Genomic DNA, 20,895 nt, shown 5'->3' on the forward strand with positions numbered 1-20,895 from the left:
GTAATTCGGCTTTTATTTGAAGTGATAAGCTAATGAGTGATCTTTCCTATCCCATGGATTGGACCTATGCATGGGGTGGCCCTGCAGGTAAAGCGCTGTTTAAAGAGCAGCCTGAAGACTTTATTGTTGAAGAACAATTACCGTTCGAACCCGACGGCGAGGGCGAACACGTTCTGCTTTATGTTGAAAAACAGGGTGAAAATACCGACTGGGTGGCGGGACGGCTCGCCAAATTTGCCCGGGTAAAACGACTGTCGGTCAGCTATGCCGGTCGTAAGGATCGTCACGGTATTACCCGACAGTGGTTCAGTGTCTGGATGCCGGGTATGGAAGAACCGGACTGGAACACTTTTCAGGATGAAAACATTCGTATTCTTGAGGTCAGCCGACACCGACGTAAACTGAAAACCGGTGCACTGAAAGGCAATCGCTTTATCATCACCCTGAAAGAAGTGGAGGCTGACCGGGAGCAGCTGGATGCCTTGCTTGATAACATCGCAGCCAGAGGCGTTCCCAATTACTTTGGTGAACAGCGCTTTGGTCGGCGCGGTGAGAACCTTGAACGAGCCGTTAAAATGTTTGCCGGTGAGTTTCGTGCCCACAAAAATAAACGCTCCATGTACCTGTCTGCCGTACGAGCCTGGCTGTTTAATCGCATTGTGTCTGAACGGGTTCATCAGAATAACTGGCTCACTTATATCGAAGGTGATGTGCCGGGCTTCCAGGACAGTGGCAGTCTGATTCTCAGAGATCATGACGAGGCATTGATGGGAAGGATTGACCGGGGTGACGTCGTGCTCACGGCTCCGCTCTGGGGAGAAGGTGAGCTCTTGTCCGGTGCTGACTGCATGGCTCTGGAGCAGACAACGCTTGAGCCTTACTCCGAGCTTAAATCGGGGCTGGAAGACGCTCGCATGAAACAGGAGCGTCGCGGGATTCGCCTGACGCCTGATCAGATGCAATGGCAGTGGCTGGATGATGCCGCTCTTCAGATTAGCTTTACACTGCCTAAAGGGTGTTTTGCGACATCGGTACTGAGAGAGCTTCTGCACTGTGAAGAGAGGGATCGTTTTGAACCTGCTGCTGTGTAATGACGATGGCGTCACCGCCAGAGGGCTAACGGTTCTTCATCAAAATCTTCAGAGACTGGGGCGCTGTTCAGTCTATGCACCGGACCGGAATTGTACGGCAGCCAGCAGTGCACTGACACTGAATCGTCCCTTGCGTCCAAGTCGGCAAAGCAATGGTTTTTATGCCATTGACGGAACGCCGGTAGACTGTGTGCATCTTGCTGTCAACGCTCTGTTGGAAAACAAGCCGGATATTGTGATTTCCGGCATCAATCACGGTGCTAATCTCGGTGACGATGTACTGTATTCCGGTACCGTGGCGGCAGCGCTCGAAGGTCGTTTTATGCGTTATCCGGCGATTGCCGTGTCTCTCTGTGGTGACAGTGAGGCAGGCTTTGCAGCGGCAGGTCAGGTGGTTGTTGAACTGGTCAGAAAACTGGATCAGCTGAAGCTGCCACCCGGCTCTGTTCTGAACGTTAATGTACCAAATCGTGCTTATGACGATATAAAGGGAATAAAGGTCACTCGTCTGGGTCATCGCGAGCGGCCGGATGCACCGTTAAAAGTGGTTGATCCTCGGGGGCGTGAAGCCTGGTGGATTGCCCCGGTGGGTAAAGAGCAGGACGCCGGAGAGGGTACGGACTTTCATGCCATCACCACCGGGTATGTATCGATAACGCCTCTGCAATATGACCAGACTGACCATAACACGCTGACTCAGGTACAACACTGGCTGGGAGACTGAAGGATGAGGGATGCCGAACTCAAGGGAATAGGAATGACATCCCGGCGAACCCGTGACCGGCTGATTAATCGTCTGGCGCAACAAGGTATTGAGTCTGCTGATGTGCTGGATGTCATGCGTGAGCTGCCTCGTCATATCTTTGTGGATGAGGCATTGGCGCAGCGAGCCTATGAAGATACGGCTCTGCCCATTGGTCATAACCAGACTTTATCCCAGCCTTATATTGTTGCGCGCATGACCGAAGCACTGTTGGCTGACGGGCCCTTAAACAGTGTGCTGGAAGTCGGGACAGGTTCCGGTTATCAGACAGCGGTTCTCGCTCAGCTGGTCAATAAGGTCTATTCAGTCGAGCGAATCAAGCCACTGCAGGAAAAAGCCCGCGTCCGGTTGCGTCGTTTGGCCATACGCAATGCGCATCTTAAATTGAGCGACGGCACTATGGGTTGGCCGGTGATGGCACCATTTGATGGCATTATGGCGACGGCGGCACCGGGTAAGGTGCCGGTTGAATTGCTGGAGCAGTTGTCTGAAGACGGCGGGCGTCTGGTGATTCCTGTAGGCGACCACCATCAGGAACTGCTGCTGGTGGTCAGGCATGGGCAGGCGTTTTCTCAGGAAGTTCTGGAGCCTGTCCGTTTTGTTCCTATGCTGAGTGGTGTTGTACGCTAACTTTTAACCTTTCAATAAATCGTTTGTTTAACAATGACATTCAGGCATCAATAATGCCTGCTTAATTCAGGACGACAGGACTATGTCTGATAAAACAGATTGCCTTGGGCTCTTACTCAGGGGAATGGCAATGGGAGCTGCAGATGTGGTGCCCGGTGTGTCGGGTGGCACCATTGCGTTTATTACCGGTATTTATGACCGTTTGTTGAATTCCCTGCGCAGCTTTTCCCCAACGTTATTGTTGTTGCTGAAAAACGAGGGAATCAAAGCCTGCTGGAAGAAAGTAGACGGCACTTTTCTGGTGTGTGTATTCAGTGGCATTTTAATTAGTATTCTCTCTTTTGCGCATCTGATCAGCTATCTTCTGGCTGAGTACCCTGTACTGATCTGGTCGTTTTTCTTCGGACTAATACTTGTTTCCGGCTTGCATATGGTTCGACAGATAGAGCATTACAGCATAGGTGGTGGAGTGCTGTTTGTATTGGCGGCAGTGGGGGCCTATCTGATTGGTACGTTGACGCCGGCCAGTTTAACACCGACACCGGTGATGCTGTTCTTTGCCGGTTCCATTGCGATCTGTGCCATGATCTTGCCCGGAATATCCGGCAGTTTTCTGCTATTGCTGATGGGTTTATACGCGACGGTTTTACAGGCCGTTAAAACTTTTGACCTGTTTGTGCTGGCAATATTTGCTTCAGGCTGTGTGGTCGGGTTGTTAAGCTTCTCCCATGTTCTGTCCTGGTTGTTGCGAAAACATCGCGATCTCGCTTTGTCATTGTTAACGGGGCTGATGATGGGGGCACTGGGTAAAGTCTGGCCCTGGAAGCAGACGCTGGAAACCCGTATCAACAGTTCTGGTGAGGTAGTGCCTTTTCTGGAAGTGAATGTTTCACCACTCAACTATGAATCACTGACCGGAACCCCCGCCTTCCTTATGCCGGGACTGCTGCTCATGGCAGCGGCGATTATTATGTTTCTGATGATCGAGTGGCTGGGGCATCGTAAGTAACCTTCTGAGTAACTCCCCATGAGCTCGCCGGTTAGCAAGCCCCTAACCGACAGCAGTTTCAACCGGCGTTAATGTGAAGCCCATATCTTTAGCCTTCTGCTTCAGGGTTTTCAAAACTCTTTCTCTGTACCGCTGCTCAAAGTATTCCTGACCTTCATCTACATACTGGCTCCCATGCTTGAGCATACTGTAAACCAGCCTTGCCAGCTTATGCGCTGTTGCCGTAATCGCCTTTGGAGCACCAAGCTTGCTTCGCATTCTTCGGTAATAAGCACCCAAAGCACTTTTTGATCTGGTCAGTGAATAAGCCGCCAACCTGAATGCTGTTGCGGCTGCGCCTGGCAAACGCTTGGTTTTCCGGTTCAGAACTTTACCACCGGATATTTTGGTTCCGGGACAGAGCCCTAACCAGGAGGCAAAATGTTTAGCGGAAGGCCATCGACTCATATCCAAACCGATTTCTGAAACAATCTTCAGAGCCGTATTTTCGTCGATGCCGTCGATATCAGTCAGATCGACACCACTCACCCGGTTGAGCTCTGAACGCACATCAAAGTCTGGAGCGCAACGGGACTTCCGTTTTTTTGAAGGCTTATCTGGCGTAGAAGGCTTTTGAGAGTCTTTATCATCTTTGCTGTCAAATGTGTTGAGCTTCTGTTCCAGAGCTTTGTCACAAGCCCTGATTTTTTCATCATAAGTATCGTAAAGTTCAACAGCTTGCCGCAGAGCAAATACATGCTCATCCCGATAATGCCCCTTCAGGGATTTGGCGATTTCTTCCTCGGATTTTTTGCAGTGCTTGTCACGATATCTGGCCAGCTCCACAGGATTCCGCTGCCCATTCAGTATGGCGCGGATAATAGTCATACCGGTTTTTCCGGTAATATCAGTCACCACATTATCCAGTAACAGATTCATCTGTCGAAGTGCCTTTTGCATATGCTGGATGTGGGAAGCACGGTAGCCAACAAGAGTGTCACGTTGTCGTCTATAGGATCGCAATGAACAAACCTGTTCATCCGGGCGGAACGCGCCATTGAGCAATCCGTAAGTATGTAACTGCAAAAGCCATTGGCAGTCCAGAACGTCAGACTTACGTCCGGCAACATTCTTTACATGTCGTGCATTGACCAGTTTTACATCAAGCCCCCGGGATTCCAGTATTTCAAACGCAGGTATCCAGTAAATTCCGGTTGACTCCATCACAACGGTGGTAATGCCAAGCTTTACGAGCCAGTCAGCCATAGCTTCAAGGTCTGCGGTAAAACAGCCAAACGAACGCACCGGTTGTTCATCTAACTCTTCTGGCACAGCAACAAAATGTGACTCTGACCCGATATCAATACCAGCAGCAAAGAGATTGATTTTCTCCAGATGTCCGGCAATACGCTTTTTGACTCTGTCAGAATGGGAACGGTTGGATTTGCTGCGGCGAGACATGGTTTACCCTCTATACTTCCGTGCGAAGGCATATCCGGATATGGGGCTGTCGATGATTCGCATTCTTCCGAACGAGATCGCATATTGCGTCATCAGTGATGTTGTCGCCAGCTCCCCGACCACGCTTTCGAACGGGCAAAAGGCACCAGTGTGTTTACGGTCTCTGGTCCGGGTATGTCTTCCTTTCTATCATAGGCATGTAGGCAGTAGTTGGGAGAAAAGTTACTCATAGATGTTCAGCCGGGGGCCCGGCTTGGAGCGCTTTCAATGATCAGTCGTGCATGAAGCTTATTGCATGCTTCTGTGTTTGAGCATTATGTACGGCTGGTTCCTTCTGCGCCCTTTCAATCGGTTGTTCCGACTTTTTCCGTAAGGTTTTTGCAAAAGCAGAGACTTGCCATTGGCATTGTGCGAGTATTTGTGGACGTGCGTCTTATGGCGGGTATTAATGTTTTATCAAACAGGACGTTTATTAGCCTGTTAAGGATGATCTGTATAAAAAACGAAACATAGATGAGTCCGGCAACTTGTATATATTTTTTTGACTTAAATTTGACCATAAAAAATCAATTTAGTTATAAATTCTGTGGGTCATACGTGGCGAATGTTGGGATAAAGAAGATGGTTTTGTTCGCAGAGCGCCATCAAATTAAATTGAGTGTATGCTCAAAAATAAGCCTGATTGCACTGCTTGTTTTTACACTAACAGCCTGCAGTCATGACCCATCAGGTGTTGTGGTCAAAGAGCTACGATCGCCCCCCCGGATCACTTCGGGTACCCATATTGTCAGAAAAGACGAGACCCTGTATTCCATTGCCTGGCTCTATGGCAGGGACTTCCGCGAGCTGGCAGACAATAACAGTATCCGTTCACCTTATATCATTCATCCCGGACAGCATATCTCCCTGGAACAACGGGCCCGCCCTGTTGCTCCGCCACCGAAGAGGCAGCCTGTCACCACACCTCAAAAACAAGTGGTTAAAAAATCGCCAGCATCAAAAAGGCCTTCAGTCAGTCCAAATCCTCAGACAGTTACCTGGCGGTGGCCAGCAAAGGGGAAAGTTATTCAGGGTTTTTCTTTGTCAGGTTCTGTTAACAAAGGGATTGATATCGATGGCAATTTGGGAGAGCCTGTAATGGCAGCTGCTGCTGGTGAGGTGGTCTACGCAGGTAGTGACCTGGCTGGCTATGGCAGGCTGATTATTATGAAGCACAATAACAGCTATCTGAGCGCATATGCTCATAACAGGGAACTGCTTGTAGGTGAGGGAGACGCAGTTAAAGCAGGCCAGAAGATAGCCGAAATAGGTTCTACAGGAACTACAGAGCCTAAGCTGCATTTCGAAATTCGGCGTGATGGCAAACCAGTCGATCCCATGCGATTCCTGCCTAAACGATGAGATGAGAAGTACAGCGTCTGTAGAGGGATCTCACGGGAGTTGAGAAATCTGGACAGTCAGGTTCAGTGTTGACTCAACGGTAGAGTGGGACTTTCGGATAGGACTGACTCTTATGGCAGCGAAGAGGGATGACTCAGAGCAAGGTTTTGCTGAGGAAATGATCCAGGGACAGGATGAAATTGAGAATTTGTCGGACATCGGGCTGTTAGAACCCGACGAAGCGCCGGAGGCGGCAAACAAAACCACCAAGGCGGCTGCTTCCCCGACTGAATATACCCGCCAGCGACGTGATGACGATGGCTTTTATAAAACCATTGATGCGACCCAGTTATATCTGAATGAAATTGGTTTCTCTCCGTTGTTGACTCCGGAAGAGGAAGTACATTACGCGCGTCTTGCCCGAAAAGGGGTTGAGGCGGGTCGCCGTCGTATGATCGAGAGTAATCTGCGTCTGGTGGTAAAAATCTCCCGTCGTTATGTTAACCGTGGGCTGACACTTCTGGACCTGATTGAAGAGGGTAATCTTGGTCTTATCCGTGCGGTCGAAAAGTTTGATCCTGAACGAGGATTCCGCTTCTCGACTTATGCCACCTGGTGGATACGGCAGACCATCGAACGGGCGATAATGAATCAGACCCGAACTATTCGTCTGCCTATTCATGTGGTTAAGGAACTGAATGTTTATCTGCGTGCAGCCCGTGAGCTGACCCAGAAGCTTGATCATGACCCAACCCCGGAAGAAATTGCCCAGCTACTGGATAAACCTGTAGAAGACGTTAAACGTATGCTGGGGCTGAACGAACGGGTGACATCGGTGGATACACCGCTGGGGCCTGATTCGGACAAATCCATACTGGATACTATTTCCGATGATAAGGAGTCAGATCCTGCCGAATTGCTGCAAGATCTGGATCTGAATGACAGCCTTGATAAATGGCTCGGTGAATTGTCGGAGAAGCAGCGTGAAGTAGTCGCCCGTCGCTTTGGTTTGAGGGGTTATGAAACCAGCACACTGGAGGAAGTGGGCAAAGAGATCGGGCTGACCAGAGAAAGGGTTAGCCAGATACAGGTTGAGGCCCTGAAGCGTTTGCGGAGCATATTGGAAAAACAGGGTTTATCCGGAGAATCACTGTTCAGTTGATAGGGGAGGGTCCAAATAAACAGTGGGTCCGAAGCAACCGAACATGATTACAAAAGCCATGTGCTGTTCAGGTACATGGCTTTTTTGGTGTATGGAGAGTCTGTCAGAAAGGTGGTTAGACCCATTCCAATTGAACGACAGATAACGTCAACAAGGGAACGACGTCGAAATGGCACAGGTCGAAACCACCATTTTTCGCCAGTGGGCGAATACCTTGCAGGACAGGGTTGATCAACATAGTGACGTGCTCTATGGAAAGCAGCATGATCTTTTAAGAGATAAAACTGGCATTCCTCATGAAATTGAAGATGTTCTCGCCGAGACACATGAAAAGAGTAAAAGCTCAAAGAAAGGTCTTTCTCAAGATAAAGTAATCAGTGATGAGAGAGAAGCTGACTGGCACAGCTTGTCCACCGATTCATCAAGGCGTGTTCGTCCATTAACTGAATCCTATCAGCCTTCCCCAAGCCTTCAAAAAACCGGCGAAAAAGCCAGTCAACCTTTAACAGAACCGGCTACCCCTCTGAGAAAACGAAAAGTCAGCATTTTAAGACGGTTTCGATTATGGCTGATGGTCAAAGTTGCCAACAGTCTTATCAAGAAATTAACAAAACTGGATGACTTTCTTGTCAGGCGATTTTCTTCTGATGAGAAAGCCACTGAAAAGTCAGAGAAACCGGTTCAAAATCGGAAGGTGACACGGTCGCCAAGTAAAACAACCCGTGAATCGATCATTGGTTCCCTGATTTCTGAAAATACTGAAGACCTTATAGGTGTCGTATACCCCAACGGTATTCCGGAGCAGGAGTTGAAGCTATATACCAACCCAAGACTGATCGTGCTTAAAGGGGAAGTGTTTAATCAGTATGGACATGCATTACTTGCTTTTGGTGATCCGACGTCAGATACCGACCGGTATGTCCAGATCAGCTCTGCAAACTGGTACCCAGAGCATATGAATGGCACCGAGTATCATGATTATCTTCATAAATGGAATGCAGAAACGGCCTATGAAGTTAGCCTTGACTGCAAAAATGAAGAAGCAATGCGAGCGACTCTGGATGAATTGTCGTCCAAAAAGTGGCTCTGGGGCGGACCTGTTCATAATTGCATGACGTTCTGCAAAGAGATTGGTGTGGCAGGTGAGATTGATTTCGAATTTTTTACTGGCGCTACATTTGATAACCGGTTTCAAAACGCCATTCTTCAGGGTGCCCTCTCTGGTCTCTCCGAAGCGTTTAATTATCTTAGACAACAGGATAAGGCATCGGAAGCAATGGTTGAACAACTGGACAGTGTAGAAAATACGATCGCTGACACCATTACCCGTGAGCTTGAGAAGCAGTTAGAAAAAGTGATTAATGAGCGTTATGAAAAAGACCTGGCTATTTCAGAAGATATGGTGCCCACTTTGCCTGTTGCCCAGACGCTATTACAGAGTGTTATCGATAAAATGCCTGATCAGGCAGGATTTGATAGTCTGCCTGCTGACTATCAGGAGATCGTTCAGAAACGATTTCTTGCTTCGGCAGGCAACGCCATAAAAGAAGGTATTGAGCGGGAAAGCAGGCTTATTCTGGAGAATGATGTAAGAGATCTGGCGGACTTGCCTATGGCTTCGGCCTACAACGCCCCTGTCGATAAGCGAAAGGTCGGGCCCCAGTCTACAGCATCATGGTTTGATGATTCTGATTTATAGCCAGATGGTTATCAGGCAGGCATGGATTGTGTAACCGGTCGCCTACCTGCTTCATATTTACTGGTTTGAGAAGCCAGTCAGGTAAAGATCAACGTTCCAGGTGTTCCAGCTTGCCTTTGACACCATCCCACTCTTCGGCATCCGGCAACGGATCTTTCTTCTCGGTGATATTGTCCCAGACATCAGCCAGTACGGCATTCAGTTCAATAAACTCCTGCTGATCTTCAGGCACTTCGTCTTCAGAGAAGATTGCGTTGGCAGGACACTCGGGTTCACACAATGCGCAGTCAATACATTCGTCCGGGTGGATGACCAGAATATTGGGTCCTTCATAAAAGCAGTCTACCGGACATACTTCTACACAGTCAGTGTATTTGCACTTGATGCAGTTTTCACCCACTACGAAAGCCATGGTTTAAACTCCGTTTGTTCAGGCTGATACAGCAATCGATGTTACGGTGACTCGTTGCTGTTGCTCGTTACTGTTGTAAGATGTGACCGGCCCTATCGCCGTAATGGCGCAAAGTCTAACAGCAATAGAGCCGGGGTTGTAGGTTAAGCCCGTGAATGGCTTAACAAAATCTATACCGTTGCTTTATAAGCTAACGCATTATTTCGTCAGATTTTTCAGATCATAGATAAGATCCAGTGCCTGCCGTGGTGACATTTCATCCGGATCGATCTCGTCCAGTCTGTCAACCGCCGGATGTGGTGCAGCCGCTGCAAACAGTTCACTCTGCATGGGTTGTTCCCTGACGACCATTGTAGTTTGTTGCGTTTTTACGCTGGTCAGCTCGTGATTCGATGAAGTCTGTTCCAGCTGTGCCAGTTTGGTTTTTGCCTGATTCACCACATGCCGTGGTACGCCGGCTAACTGGGCAACCTGCAATCCGTAGCTCTGGCTGGCAGGGCCTTCCTGTACTGCGTGTAAAAATACTATACGATCGTCGTGTTCGGTAGCGTTCAGATGAACGTTGACAACCGTATCACATTCGTCTGGCAGTTGGGTCAGCTCGAAATAATGGGTGGCGAAGAGGGTAAATGCCTTCACCGAGTCAGCAAGGTAGTGGGCGCAGGACCAGGCCAGTGACAGGCCATCAAAGGTGCTGGTGCCGCGGCCTACCTCATCCATCAGTACCAGGCTGCTTTCCGTGGCGTTATGCAGGATATTGGCGGTTTCGGTCATTTCGACCATGAAGGTTGAGCGACCACCGGCCAGATCGTCCGATGAGCCAATGCGGGTAAATATACGGTCTACGACGCCTATGCGTGCCTTGCTGGCAGGTACAAAACTGCCTACATGAGCCATCAATACGATCAACGCTGTCTGGCGCATGTAGGTCGATTTACCGCCCATGTTCGGGCCAGTGATCACCAGCATACGACGTTGATGGTTAAAGTTGACGCTATTGGCAACGAAGGGTTCATCCAACACCTGTTCAACCACCGGATGACGACCTTCTTCAATAGCGATACCCGGCGCAGGTGTCAGTTCCGGTCTGCAGAAGTTGAGTGATTCGGCACGCTCGGCAAGATTGGTCAGAACATCCAGCTCCGCCAGACCCATGGCCGTTTCCTGCATGGGCCCAAGGGCTTCAACCAGTTTGTCCAGCAGCTCGTCGTACAGAGCTTTTTCCCGACTCAGGGCACGGCTCTTACTGGACAGGGCTTTGTCTTCAAACTCTTTCAGCTCCGGAGTAATAAAGCGTTCAACATTCTTCAGAGTTTGACGACGAATGTACTCTACCGGAGCATCTTCTGATTCACGACGACTTAATTCTATGTAGTAACCGTGTACGCGGTTATAGCCAACTTTCAGGCTGGCCAGCCCGGAACGTTCACGTTCACGCTGTTCCAGTTGTACCAGGTAGTCTCCGGCATTTTCGCTGAGTGCTCTGAACTCGTCCAGTTCAGCATCATAGCCACTGGCGATGACACCGCCGTCACGAATCACAACCGGAGGGTTTTCAATAATGGCACTGTCCAGCAAACCGGCCAGCTGCGGATGTTCGCTGATCACCATTGAAAGATTGTGAATGGCTTCGCTGTCGATGGTGCGCAGAATATCCTGTAGTTCAGGCAGTTGCAGAAACGCATCGCGCAGTCGGGCCAGATCTCTTGGTCGTGCCGATTTCAGAGCCACACGCGCCAGAATCCGTTCGATATCACCAATGCCTTTCAGCACCGGTTGCAAGGCTTCAAAGTGAAAACCCTGTTTCAGAATGTCAATACTGTTCTGACGGTGTTTCAGTTTGTTCAAATCCCTGAGCGGGCGGTTAATCCAGCGCCCCAGCAAGCGACTGCCCATGGCAGTAGCCGTATGATCCAATACTGACATCAGGGTATGATCCCGACCGCCGGAAAGGTTGCTGGTCAGTTCCAGATTTTTACGGCTGGCAGCGTCCAGTACTACGCTGTCTTCGCGGTTTTCCAGTTGAATACCCCGAATATGGGGCAGAGCCGTCCGCTGGGTTTCCCGGGCGTACTGCAACAGACAGCCTGCGGATTCTATGGCAACGGTGAGCTTGTCACAGCCGAAACCTTGCAGGTTTTTAGTCTGAAACTGTCGTGTCAGTTGTTCAACGGCGGTTTCACGGTCAAAGTCCCAGGGCGGGCGTTTGATGGTGCCGGGACGAGCGGACAGGCTCTCTGGCCATTGAAATTCATCGTTAACCAGAATCTCTGCCGGGCTGAGACGTTCAATTTCTGCCAGCAGGGCTTCTTCGTCTTTTACTTCCAGCACCGTAAACTGACCACTGCTGATATCCAGCGAGGCAATGCCGTACAGCGTTTCACGGCGGTTCACTGCGGTCAGCAGATTATCCTGATGATCATCCAGCAAGGCTTCATCGCTGACCGTTCCCGGTGTCAGGATGCGCATTACCTTGCGTTCCACCGGCCCTTTGCTGGTGGCCGGATCGCCCACCTGCTCACAGATGGCAACGGACACTCTTAAGCGCACCAGTTTGGCCAGATACCCTTCAACGGCATGGTAAGGAATACCGGCCATGGGGATAGGCTCTCCATCGGACTTTCCCCTAGCGGTCAGGGTTATATCCAGCAGCTTGGCAGCTTTTCTGGCATCGTCATAAAACAGCTCATAAAAATCCCCCATGCGATAAAACACCAGATGTTCCCGGTGCTGTTGTTTGATGCGCAAATATTGCTGCATCATCGGGGTGTGTTTCGATAACTGAACGTCAGTCTTATCTTCGGAATTTGCCATTAATCTCTCTGAAAGCAACGTAATTCATGGGGTTTACAGCTATTTGGACGTTAGAGCTCAATCTCATCAAGTTCCAAACAAGACCAACAATATGTGGTGTAGCGCGTTTGCTAGTATAGGTTTTTTGTTCTAAGAGGGAGTTCGAATCTGATAACAGTAAAAACCTATACTGAATGTCGTCAGGCCTTGCGGATAAAGCCTTTCGGGCCAGGTAATAAGACTTCGAGGCCGATGATAATGACACTGTTGTGATATCCGCTAATGGCATGATGACAATGAATGACCAGAATGATTGAGGACTGGTTTTAGTGAGCGCAAATAATAACAAAGAGCACAAAAAACCTCTAACTCGATGCTGCAGTTTTACCTAAACAAGTAACGTATTTATCTCGATTCTAAGCTGCATCTAAAAGTTTAAACTTCCGGGCGTGTGCTTTGAGTGAGTCAGTTGCCTTTTGTTCTCCCAGGTCTCTACCAGCCATATGCCTGCTCGACTCCCGCTTGGGCAAAGTATGCTCTAAGGCTAAGGCCAGAGCCTTAAGCTCGGTATCTGGATCTTCCGATTCAACCACTGATTTCACCGTAGCAAGCAAGGCTTCTGCATTGAGGCGTTCGATCAGACAGCCTGCGGGCATTCCGGCCTGTTTGTTTTTCAGTAGGACGAATTGCTCAGGGTGCAGTAACAGCATGTGTTCGCACAGCAGGCTCAGGATCACGCCGCGCTGCGATCCGTCAGCACCTTGCTGTTTGCTCAACCTGTTCCAGCCACAATGAGCTTTCCAGTCTTGAATGAAAACCTCGACCAACCACCTCAAGGTGTAAATCCTGGCTATGTCGGTATGCCGCCATGACATATCTGAAGCCACCAGATAGCGATAATCCTCTTCACCCTCATACTTCAGGGCAATAACAAAACGTCTTTTCCCATGAGCCTTAACATACAGCCGAGCAGCCAGCATCGTGACCTGCTCTTCTTTGCCACCGCGTATTATGAGTTGAGTTTCAGCGCCTTTCTGGCGCGAAAAGTAAGCTTTGAGAGTCGCTTCCGAGTGGTTTCGGTTGGATACTTTCTGATTCGAGCGCAGTTGGCTGACAACCTGGGCTCCGCCTGTTATTTCCGCAGCCTTATCCATAAAGTCTCCTGTGCCATACAGTGCATCAGCGAGAATTGCTTTGATCGTAATGTTGGGAAACGAATCAACAAATTCTTGCAGCATAACCAGCGTCAACGACTGCATGGTGGGGTAACGAACATGATCTGGCTCAGGACGGTTCGGTCGTTCTTTTTTCTGAATGCCTTGCTTCCTGAGCGCCTTGTCTTTCTTCCTCCATGCAGATAACTCAGGGTCAGGAATATAAAAGCGAAACCCTACTGGAAAGGTAGCTACTTCAGTAACGAGCACCATAAACACCAGTTCCTGCCCATTAAAATAACCACCTGTTGATTTGTCTTTTATCTTATGGGCACCGTCGATTTTTGAAGTCCTTTTAGTGCGCTTTTTTCCTGTATCGTCGATAGCAAGGGTTCCACTTTGTATTCCATAGCGTAGAAGAATATTTCTGACGCTGGCCTGTAGCAGGCTTTGCCATGCAATTTCTGCTTGATAAAACATCCAGCACAGACGGGTCGCTTTGAATCTGCCTAAGCTTCTGCGCTCAAAAGCAGCCCAGTTAATAGTTTTAGTTACCACGATTCCCATGATAAAAACGCCCAGTGCCACTTTCTGGGATCTACTCAACTGCGCAGAGGAATTGATGGACTTGAGCGAATCATTCAAAGCATCCAGAAAGGCAGTGACAACGGGTAATGGGCGAATTAGCAAGATACGACACTTGACGGTTATTAAGTTCCTATGAGATCTTACCTCCAACCTGCTGCTGTGGCTATGATGGAATCTCGCAAGGCTTGAATTCGGAGCTGCAGTAGTAGTCTGCTCTTATGCCACCCTGCCATTTCCTGCTCTCCCTCAAATATCAAAAACTGCAGCATCGAGTAATAGTTTTAGTTACCACGATTCCCATGATAAAAACGCCCAGTGCCACTTTCTGGGATCTACTCAACTGCGCAGAGGAATTGATGGACTTGAGCGAATCATTCAAAGCATCCAGAAAGGCAGTGACAACGGGTAATGGGCGAATTAGCAAGATACGACACTTGACGGTTATTAAGTTCCTATGAGATCTTACCTCCAACCTGCTGCTGTGGCTATGATGGAATCTCGCAAGGCTTGAATTCGGAGCTGCAGTAGTAGTCTGCTCTTATGCCACCCTGCCATTTCCTGCTCTCCCTCAAATATCAAAAACTGCAGCATCGAGTAATAGTTTTAGTTACCACGATTCCCATGATAAAAACGCCCAGTGCCACTTTCTGGGATCTACTCAACTGCGCAGAGGAATTGATGGACTTGAGCGAATCATTCAAAGCATCCAGAAAGGCAGTGACAACGGGTAATGGGCGAATTAGCAAGATACGACACTTGACGGTTATTAAGTTCCTATGAGATCTTACCTCCAACCTGCTGCTGTGGCTATGATGGAATCTCGCAAGGCTTGAATTCGGAGCTGCAGTAGTAGTCTGCTCTTATGCCACCCTGCCATTTCCTGCTCTCCCTCAAATATCAAAAACTGCAGCATCGAGTTATAGTCATCGAAGTGGGTGCCAATTTAGCACCCACTCAACAGGGAAATTAATTATGGATTCATCCAAGGCAGGGGCAGGCAGCATTGAACTCTTACCCTTTATTACCCAGCTGGCCGAAAGGGAAGATCTGAAGTTACCAGCTACTCATCTTGAGTCTCTGACACATGGGCTGGAAAGCGACATAAGCAACATTATTCATTACACCGACTGGTCCGTTAAAAGCGATACCGTTGCCGAATTGAAAGCCAGAATTCGTCTGGCATTGAACACTATGCAGTTACCTATTAGCGACATTAACTACCAAGACAAGTTCACCGACTCTATTTGCGAAGAGATTATTCGTCAGGGGGCTGAGCAGAATCAGGAGCAACAGGCTCGTAAGGCTGAGCCCAAAAGCTACTGGTTTGTTGGTGCCATGCATAAAGATAAAGATGGCAACAAACTTGATAAGACTGAGAGTTTTTTGAAGGAAGGAATCTGGGAAAATGGTTACGACGATAAGTATCTGGATAAGGTAAAAGCTGCTCGTTCAGGTGATCGCATTGCAATTAAAGCGGCCTACACTCGCAAAAACGGTCTCCCCTTTGATAATCGCAAAAATATTGTCTCGGTCATGTCTATCAAGGCAACGGGGGTCGTATTATCAAATCCTGGTAATGGACAGACATTAAAAGTCGATTGGCAAAAGGAGTATGAGACACCGCGTGAGTGGTACTTTTACACCAATCGAGGAACGATCTGGCAAGTACAAAAAAGACGCTGGCAGGATGAAGAACTGATTCAGTTTGCCTTTAATGAGCAAGCACAAGATGTTGATCGCTTTAGAAATTCACCTTTCTGGAAGGAACGTTTTGGTGACAAGCCGAAAATGGAAGAGCGATTTCTATGGACAAAGTTCTATGAAGAACTGGCCAATAAGCTGCTTGATTACCAGCATGATCGCTCTGAACTGGTTGCCTTTACACAATTTCTGGCAAAAGAGTTTCAATTGTCTTATATGCTAGGGAAAAATCAGACAGATACATGCCCATTTACCGTAATGGGCATGTTCAATCGTGGAATTACAGTGACTAACCGTCGTGCAATCGCTACGAAGCTGGCTGCGTTTTTGAACGTTGAAGCTGAAGTTCCACAGGCTTTTGACGGTGTCCCTATTTTAAACAATCAGAAATCCTGGTTTTTTGGCTTTGAAGACCGACGACAGGAAGGGGATATTGATGCCCTCTGGGCGTTGTTTGAATCAGCTTTGATTTATACAGATACAGATCTACCCGATGCCAGAGATGTTTTATGTCAATCTTTTGATAAAACGGCTGAGCAATACGGTACAGGCTGGAATTTGACCATGGGTTTGTATTGGATTCGTCCCTGGGATTTTGTTCCCTTGGACAGTCAGTCTAGAGAGTATATTCAAAAAGGTCTTGGAGAGACTATCGGGACTAACGGTCATAAAGGGCGTTGCAGTGCCAGTGACTATATGGCGCTCATTGACCAGCTTTTGACGCGATTCAACGAAGATGCTTATTCAGTACATTCATTTCCAGAACTGTCCTTGTCAGCATGGCAATATGATGCCAGTGATCAGACAAAGGCTGCTGAAAATGATCCGGATGATGAATTAATTTCGGCAGATGCTCAGTCAGTAACGCCTGCTTTTGAACCATACGGTTTGGAAGACATAGTGAATGATGGCTGTTTTCTTGATAAGGATCGACTTCAGCAACTGCTGAATCGCTTGAGAACAAAGAAAAATCTGATTTTGCAAGGACCACCGGGAACGGGGAAAACCTGGTTGGCCAAGCGATTAGCTTATGCCCTTATGGGACAGAAGAATCAAAATGCTTTGCGTTCTGTGCAGTTTCATCCGAACCTTTCCTATGAAGATTTCGTCAGAGGCTGGCGTCCATCAGGTGATGGTAAACTGGAGCTGGTGGATGGCCCGTTTCTGGAAGCAATCAAAAAAGCCCGCAGCGATTCGGACACTCTTTATGTGTTCGTGATAGAAGAAATTAATCGTGGAAACCCAGCCCAGATTTTTGGTGAGATGCTGACGCTTTTGGAAGCAGATAAACGAACACCGGCAGAGGCTTTGGAGCTTTGTTATCGGCGAACTCCCGATGAGCGTGTTCATATACCAGATAATTTATATGTGATTGGAACAATGAACGTGGCTGACCGTTCTCTCGCATTAGTAGACCTAGCCTTGAGGCGACGCTTTGCTTTTGTTGATCTTGCACCGGCTTTTGGTGAGGTTTGGCAGAACTGGGTGCATGATAAGGCTGGTATTGATAAAGCTGTTTTACAGGATATTGAACGACGACTGTTAACTTTGAATGAAGCCATAGCAGCTGATCGTAATCTTGGTCAGCAGTTCAGGGTAGGGCACAGCTTTGTGACTCCGGCGTTCAGCCACAAAATCGATAATGCCTACGAATGGTTCCGGCAGGTGATTCATACAGAAATTGGACCTCTGTTGGATGAGTACTGGTTTGATGATCTTGGTCAGTCAGCCAAAGCACAAAAAACATTGCTGGAAGGGCTGTGATGGCAGCCATTCCGCAAGCCAAGCCTGGTTTTATTGGCAAAATACCCATCAGCAACCTCTGGTTGCTGATGCTGTATGCCTCTAACCTGTTCAGGCAATTGGATAAATCTCAGGCGGCGGTTGAAGATAACCCTGATGAGATTGCTGATCTGGTTGCAGAGTTACTGTGCCATCAGGTTAATCGTCGTCTTCAACGTAATCTCAGTTTTGGTTATCGATCTGAAAAAGAAGAGTTGAGCCGGGTTCGGGGCAGGATTGACTTGCTTACTACGGAGCGAAGGCAGTTGCTGTCAAAGGGCAAAATTGCTTGTCGCTTTGAAGAGCTGACGGTTGATACTCCAAGAAATCGCTATGTCCGAAGTGCTCTTGATGTTGCTGCGGGTCTGGTTTCCAGAGCGGGTCTTGCACAGCGTTGCCGTAATTTTTCACTTCACCTGCAGCGGTTGGGTGTTTCAAAAGCGCCGCCTCATGCCTATAGCAGTAGTCAGGATCGTTTTAGTCGTCATGACAGTGATGACCAATTCATGATTGCTTTGGCTGAGCTGGTATTTAACCTTGCTCTTCCTACTGAGCTATCAGGCCGTTATCACCTGCCAGAACCAGACAGGGAAGAGGTCTGGGTTCGGAAGCTGTTTGAGAAAGCAGTTGCAGGATTTTATGCCTTTCATCTGCGTGATCTGGGGTGGGTGGCGAGTGCGGGTAAGAGAATCGACTGGCAAACCAGCGATTGCACTAAAGGTATGAAAGATATTCTTCCTTCGATGGAGATAGATATATTTCTGGAGCATGAAGAGCAGAAAAGACGCTGGATTATTGATACCAAATTCACCTCTATTGTTAAGCCTAATCGCTACGGTCAGGATAAGTTGAATAGCGGTTATCTTTATCAACTTTATAGTTACCTGCGAACCCAGGAACATGCTGAGCAGCCTTTGTCTATGTCGGCTTCCGGGATGTTGCTGCATCCTTCTGTTGGGGTAACCGTAAAGGAATCTGTGAAGATTCAGGGACATGAAATGTGGTTTTGTACGGTGGATTTGGCTGGTGATGCCAAGGCGATACGGAGTGAGTTGTTGGGGTTGATTTAAAACATGCGTCAAAATTTACGGGGCATAAGCTGCAAGGAATATTAAAACTGAATGGCATTTGGGTGAAAATTTCTCCTTAAAAAAACAAAAATGCTAATATTGTAAAAATTAGTATAAGTTAAGGTGGGTATATCACCTAATGGTCAGAATATGTTACTGCGCTTTTCTGTAGAAAATTATCGCTCATTTCGAGATCGTGCCGAACTCTCCATGGTGCCAAGCCGTGTCCGTAGCCATCCGGGACAGGTGGTTAAACCCGTCAATACCCGCGATATTGGTGTTTTAAAAACGGCTGTTATCTATGGAGCCAATGCGTCCGGAAAATCCAACTTGATCAAGGCGATGCAGCATGCGCGCACTATGATTGTCAGGGGAAACGCTCTTGGTCGTAATCTGGCCTATGAACCTTTCCTGTTGGACAGAAACTGCTTGCAGCAGCCATCCCGCTTTGAGTTCGAAATCAAGTATGGCGAAACGAATTATGCCTATGGTTTTGTTGCTGACCAGAAATCTATTCATGAAGAGTGGCTATATCGAATAGATCGACAGAGCGAATCGCCTGTTTTTGAACGCACGCTTACCGATGGGGAAAGTCATTTTGATTTTTCCGGTATTCGTTTTAACAGCAAGGAAGATGAGCAGTTCCTTGCGTTTACTGCCAAGGCAACACCCGATTACCGTTTGTTTCTGTATGAATGCCTGGACCGGAATGTCGTTAAGGACCTTAGCTACATCAAGGCTTTAGGTGAAGTGAATGACTGGTTTCATGAAAAACTGAATATCCTTTTTCCTGATACCAAATACCATGGGTTGGAAATGGCAGTACATTCTGCGGATGAAACGAGTCAGCAGCTGTCTGATATTTTAAAAGGGTTTGATACCGGTATTGAAAGTCTGGCTCTGAAAGAGGTAGACCTGATGCTTGATGTGCCTGAACTGCCGGAAAACCTCAAGCAGGAAGTTCTGGGAACTATTGATGAAGGCGACGCAGTACAGATTTCCGGTCCACACAATACAAGGTATCAGGTAGTAAGAAGTACGAATGGTGTCGTCCAGACCTTCAAGTTGATGACTTCACACCTGAATAATAAAGGTGAGCAGGTACAGTTTGATATTAATCAGGAGTCGGATGGTACACAGCGGCTGCTGGATATAGCGCCGGGATTGCTGGATATTTTTTCCAAAGATAAAGTTTATATCGTAGATGAAATCGACCGCAGTCTTCACCCTGAAATTACTACCTCATTATTAAATCACTTCCTTTCCTGCACCGAGGGTGTGCATAGTCAGCTGATTATGACCACTCATGAGTCGAACCTTCTCAATCTTGACAACATCAGGCGCGATGAAATCTGGTTTACCCAGAAAGAACGGAGCGGCTCATCGAGTCTGTATTCTCTTGAGGAATATCAGGCCAGACCTGACAAAGATATTCGCAAGGGGTATCTGGTCGGGCGATACGGTGGTCTGCCAATGATTGGTTCTTTCATTAAAGATCAGAAAGGTAGTACTGATGCCTCGCGAGCGTAGATCATTCAAGCGCATTACTGGTGTTCGGGATCCGTCACTGATCGTTATTGCATGTGAGGGGGCTGCGACGGAGCCGGTTTACTTTGAAGGTGTAGAAAGTCAGTGTAAAGCCATTGGCTCCCGCCTCAAACTAAAGATACTGCCTCCCAGAAAAGGAAACCTGAGCGCACCCAAGCATGTCTTGGAACAGATGGACAGTTACAAAAAAGAGTTTGGTCTCAATACAGGAGATGAACTCTGTCTGGTTATCGACAGGGACCCACAATCCTGGACTGAGCAGGCAATATCCGATATCGCCAGAGACTGTGACAGTAAACAGTATCTGCTGGCACTGAGTAACCCGGCTTTTGATCTCTGGTTGTTACTTCATCATGTGGATGTTGATGACCACCCAGCGGAGGAAAGGGCGACTCTGTTTCAAAACCGCAATAGTGCCCTGAAGAACAAGCTTCGTGAGAAAATCACTGGTTATCGTTCCTCTTCGCCTGATATTGATGACTTTTGGCCGTATACCGAGTTGGCTATTGCAAGAGCTCAGGCTCTGGATACTGTCCCCGGTACTCGCTGGCCGAATACGCTAGGAACGCGTGTCTATCTGATTCTGCAGAAGATACTGGATGCTTTGCATAAGGCAGAGCATCGGGCCTGAGAAAAAATGGGTAGTGGGGCAGATCTAAGATGTTCATATAGT

The 20,895-nt window shown here is 48.1% G+C and carries 17 protein-coding genes; 11 read left to right on the top strand and 6 right to left on the bottom strand.

What is annotated here, in order from left to right; translation table 11 throughout:
- Window positions 1–32: 32 nt before the first annotated feature.
- The 4 genes from truD to EZMO1_RS10330 all read left to right on the top strand — a co-directional run bounded on the left by truD (window position 33) and on the right by EZMO1_RS10330 (window position 3,493).
- A complete protein-coding gene (truD, locus tag EZMO1_RS10315) occupies window positions 33–1,091 on the top strand; it encodes a tRNA pseudouridine(13) synthase TruD (protein WP_051789405.1) in 1,059 nt (352 codons plus the stop codon).
- Window positions 1,072–1,815, top strand: coding sequence for a 5'/3'-nucleotidase SurE (surE, locus tag EZMO1_RS10320; RefSeq protein ID WP_034873138.1), 744 nt, complete (start codon window positions 1,072–1,074; stop codon window positions 1,813–1,815). The genes truD and surE overlap by 20 nt, the downstream gene beginning before the upstream one ends.
- Before the next feature lie 3 nt (window positions 1,816–1,818).
- Window positions 1,819–2,484 carry a protein-L-isoaspartate(D-aspartate) O-methyltransferase gene (locus tag EZMO1_RS10325; protein ID WP_034873139.1) on the top strand — a complete coding sequence of 222 codons (666 nt, stop codon included), beginning with the start codon at window positions 1,819–1,821 and terminating at the stop codon, window positions 2,482–2,484.
- Between the two features lie 82 nt (window positions 2,485–2,566).
- Window positions 2,567–3,493 carry a polyprenyl-phosphate transporter gene (locus EZMO1_RS10330; protein WP_034873140.1) on the top strand — a complete coding sequence of 309 codons (927 nt, stop codon included), beginning with the start codon at window positions 2,567–2,569 and terminating at the stop codon, window positions 3,491–3,493.
- 42 nt (window positions 3,494–3,535) lie between these two features.
- Here EZMO1_RS10330 and EZMO1_RS10335 read toward each other — a convergent pair whose 3' ends face one another.
- On the bottom strand, window positions 3,536–4,933 hold the full coding sequence (locus tag EZMO1_RS10335; RefSeq protein WP_061509430.1) for an IS110 family RNA-guided transposase: 1,398 nt from the start codon (window positions 4,931–4,933) through the stop codon (window positions 3,536–3,538).
- A 513-nt stretch (window positions 4,934–5,446) separates the two neighbouring features.
- Between EZMO1_RS10335 and EZMO1_RS10340 the strand changes: the two genes are divergently transcribed.
- The 3 genes from EZMO1_RS10340 (at window position 5,447) to EZMO1_RS10350 (ending at window position 9,174) form a co-directional block, all read left to right on the top strand.
- Window positions 5,447–6,334 carry a peptidoglycan DD-metalloendopeptidase family protein gene (locus EZMO1_RS10340; RefSeq protein WP_236631939.1) on the top strand — a complete coding sequence of 296 codons (888 nt, stop codon included), beginning with the start codon at window positions 5,447–5,449 and terminating at the stop codon, window positions 6,332–6,334.
- Between the two features lie 112 nt (window positions 6,335–6,446).
- Complete coding sequence (rpoS, locus tag EZMO1_RS10345) at window positions 6,447–7,475, top strand: RNA polymerase sigma factor RpoS (protein WP_034873142.1); 1,029 nt, start codon at window positions 6,447–6,449, stop codon at window positions 7,473–7,475.
- 169 nt (window positions 7,476–7,644) lie between these two features.
- The gene (locus EZMO1_RS10350) at window positions 7,645–9,174 is read left to right on the top strand and encodes a hypothetical protein (RefSeq protein WP_034873143.1); all 1,530 of its coding nucleotides are present in this window, start codon (window positions 7,645–7,647) and stop codon (window positions 9,172–9,174) included.
- Between the two features lie 88 nt (window positions 9,175–9,262).
- Here the strand turns inward: EZMO1_RS10350 and fdxA are convergent, their stop codons facing one another.
- The 5 genes from fdxA to EZMO1_RS26725 all read right to left on the bottom strand — a co-directional run bounded on the left by fdxA (window position 9,263) and on the right by EZMO1_RS26725 (window position 14,867).
- Complete coding sequence (gene fdxA, locus EZMO1_RS10355) at window positions 9,263–9,586, bottom strand: ferredoxin FdxA (RefSeq protein ID WP_034873144.1); 324 nt, start codon at window positions 9,584–9,586, stop codon at window positions 9,263–9,265.
- 198 nt (window positions 9,587–9,784) lie between these two features.
- Window positions 9,785–12,400, bottom strand: coding sequence for a DNA mismatch repair protein MutS (gene mutS / locus EZMO1_RS10360; RefSeq protein ID WP_034873145.1), 2,616 nt, complete (start codon window positions 12,398–12,400; stop codon window positions 9,785–9,787).
- A gap of 395 nt (window positions 12,401–12,795) precedes the next feature.
- Complete coding sequence (locus EZMO1_RS10365; RefSeq protein WP_145912468.1) at window positions 12,796–14,223, bottom strand: transposase; 1,428 nt, start codon at window positions 14,221–14,223, stop codon at window positions 12,796–12,798.
- Between the two features lie 151 nt (window positions 14,224–14,374).
- A complete protein-coding gene (locus EZMO1_RS26720; RefSeq protein WP_187300062.1) occupies window positions 14,375–14,545 on the bottom strand; it encodes a hypothetical protein in 171 nt (56 codons plus the stop codon).
- Between the two features lie 151 nt (window positions 14,546–14,696).
- Window positions 14,697–14,867: a hypothetical protein gene (locus EZMO1_RS26725; RefSeq protein WP_187300062.1), complete on the bottom strand. Its 171-nt coding sequence runs from the start codon at window positions 14,865–14,867 to the stop codon at window positions 14,697–14,699.
- 412 nt (window positions 14,868–15,279) lie between these two features.
- Between EZMO1_RS26725 and EZMO1_RS10370 the strand changes: the two genes are divergently transcribed.
- From EZMO1_RS10370 to EZMO1_RS10385, 4 genes are all read left to right on the top strand, one after another.
- Complete coding sequence (locus tag EZMO1_RS10370; protein ID WP_244886737.1) at window positions 15,280–17,586, top strand: McrB family protein; 2,307 nt, start codon at window positions 15,280–15,282, stop codon at window positions 17,584–17,586.
- Window positions 17,586–18,674 carry a 5-methylcytosine-specific restriction endonuclease system specificity protein McrC gene (gene mcrC, locus EZMO1_RS10375; RefSeq protein WP_034873146.1) on the top strand — a complete coding sequence of 363 codons (1,089 nt, stop codon included), beginning with the start codon at window positions 17,586–17,588 and terminating at the stop codon, window positions 18,672–18,674. Before EZMO1_RS10370 ends, mcrC begins: the two co-directional genes overlap by 1 nt.
- A gap of 123 nt (window positions 18,675–18,797) precedes the next feature.
- Complete coding sequence (locus tag EZMO1_RS10380) at window positions 18,798–20,204, top strand: AAA family ATPase (protein WP_222842220.1); 1,407 nt, start codon at window positions 18,798–18,800, stop codon at window positions 20,202–20,204.
- Entirely contained in the window at window positions 20,188–20,853 is a 666-nt protein-coding gene (locus tag EZMO1_RS10385; RefSeq protein WP_034873148.1) for an RloB family protein, read from the top strand. Before EZMO1_RS10380 ends, EZMO1_RS10385 begins: the two co-directional genes overlap by 17 nt.
- Window positions 20,854–20,895: the final 42 nt, after the last annotated feature.

The organism is Endozoicomonas montiporae CL-33, from assembly GCF_001583435.1.
GTDB classification, from domain to species: Bacteria; Pseudomonadota; Gammaproteobacteria; order Pseudomonadales; family Endozoicomonadaceae; genus Endozoicomonas_A; species Endozoicomonas_A montiporae.

Coding starts and splice junctions, on each gene's coding strand:
- truD (WP_051789405.1), top strand. CDS start 33: ATGAGTGATCTTTCCTATCCCATGGATTGGACCTATGCATGGGGTGGC.
- EZMO1_RS10325 (WP_034873139.1), top strand. CDS start 1,819: ATGAGGGATGCCGAACTCAAGGGAATAGGAATGACATCCCGGCGAACC.
- EZMO1_RS10330 (WP_034873140.1), top strand. CDS start 2,567: ATGTCTGATAAAACAGATTGCCTTGGGCTCTTACTCAGGGGAATGGCA.
- EZMO1_RS10335 (WP_061509430.1), bottom strand. CDS start 4,933: ATGTCTCGCCGCAGCAAATCCAACCGTTCCCATTCTGACAGAGTCAAA.
- EZMO1_RS10340 (WP_236631939.1), top strand. CDS start 5,447: ATGAGTCCGGCAACTTGTATATATTTTTTTGACTTAAATTTGACCATA.
- rpoS (WP_034873142.1), top strand. CDS start 6,447: ATGGCAGCGAAGAGGGATGACTCAGAGCAAGGTTTTGCTGAGGAAATG.
- EZMO1_RS10350 (WP_034873143.1), top strand. CDS start 7,645: ATGGCACAGGTCGAAACCACCATTTTTCGCCAGTGGGCGAATACCTTG.
- fdxA (WP_034873144.1), bottom strand. CDS start 9,586: ATGGCTTTCGTAGTGGGTGAAAACTGCATCAAGTGCAAATACACTGAC.
- mutS (WP_034873145.1), bottom strand. CDS start 12,400: ATGGCAAATTCCGAAGATAAGACTGACGTTCAGTTATCGAAACACACC.
- mcrC (WP_034873146.1), top strand. CDS start 17,586: ATGGCAGCCATTCCGCAAGCCAAGCCTGGTTTTATTGGCAAAATACCC.
- EZMO1_RS10385 (WP_034873148.1), top strand. CDS start 20,188: ATGCCTCGCGAGCGTAGATCATTCAAGCGCATTACTGGTGTTCGGGAT.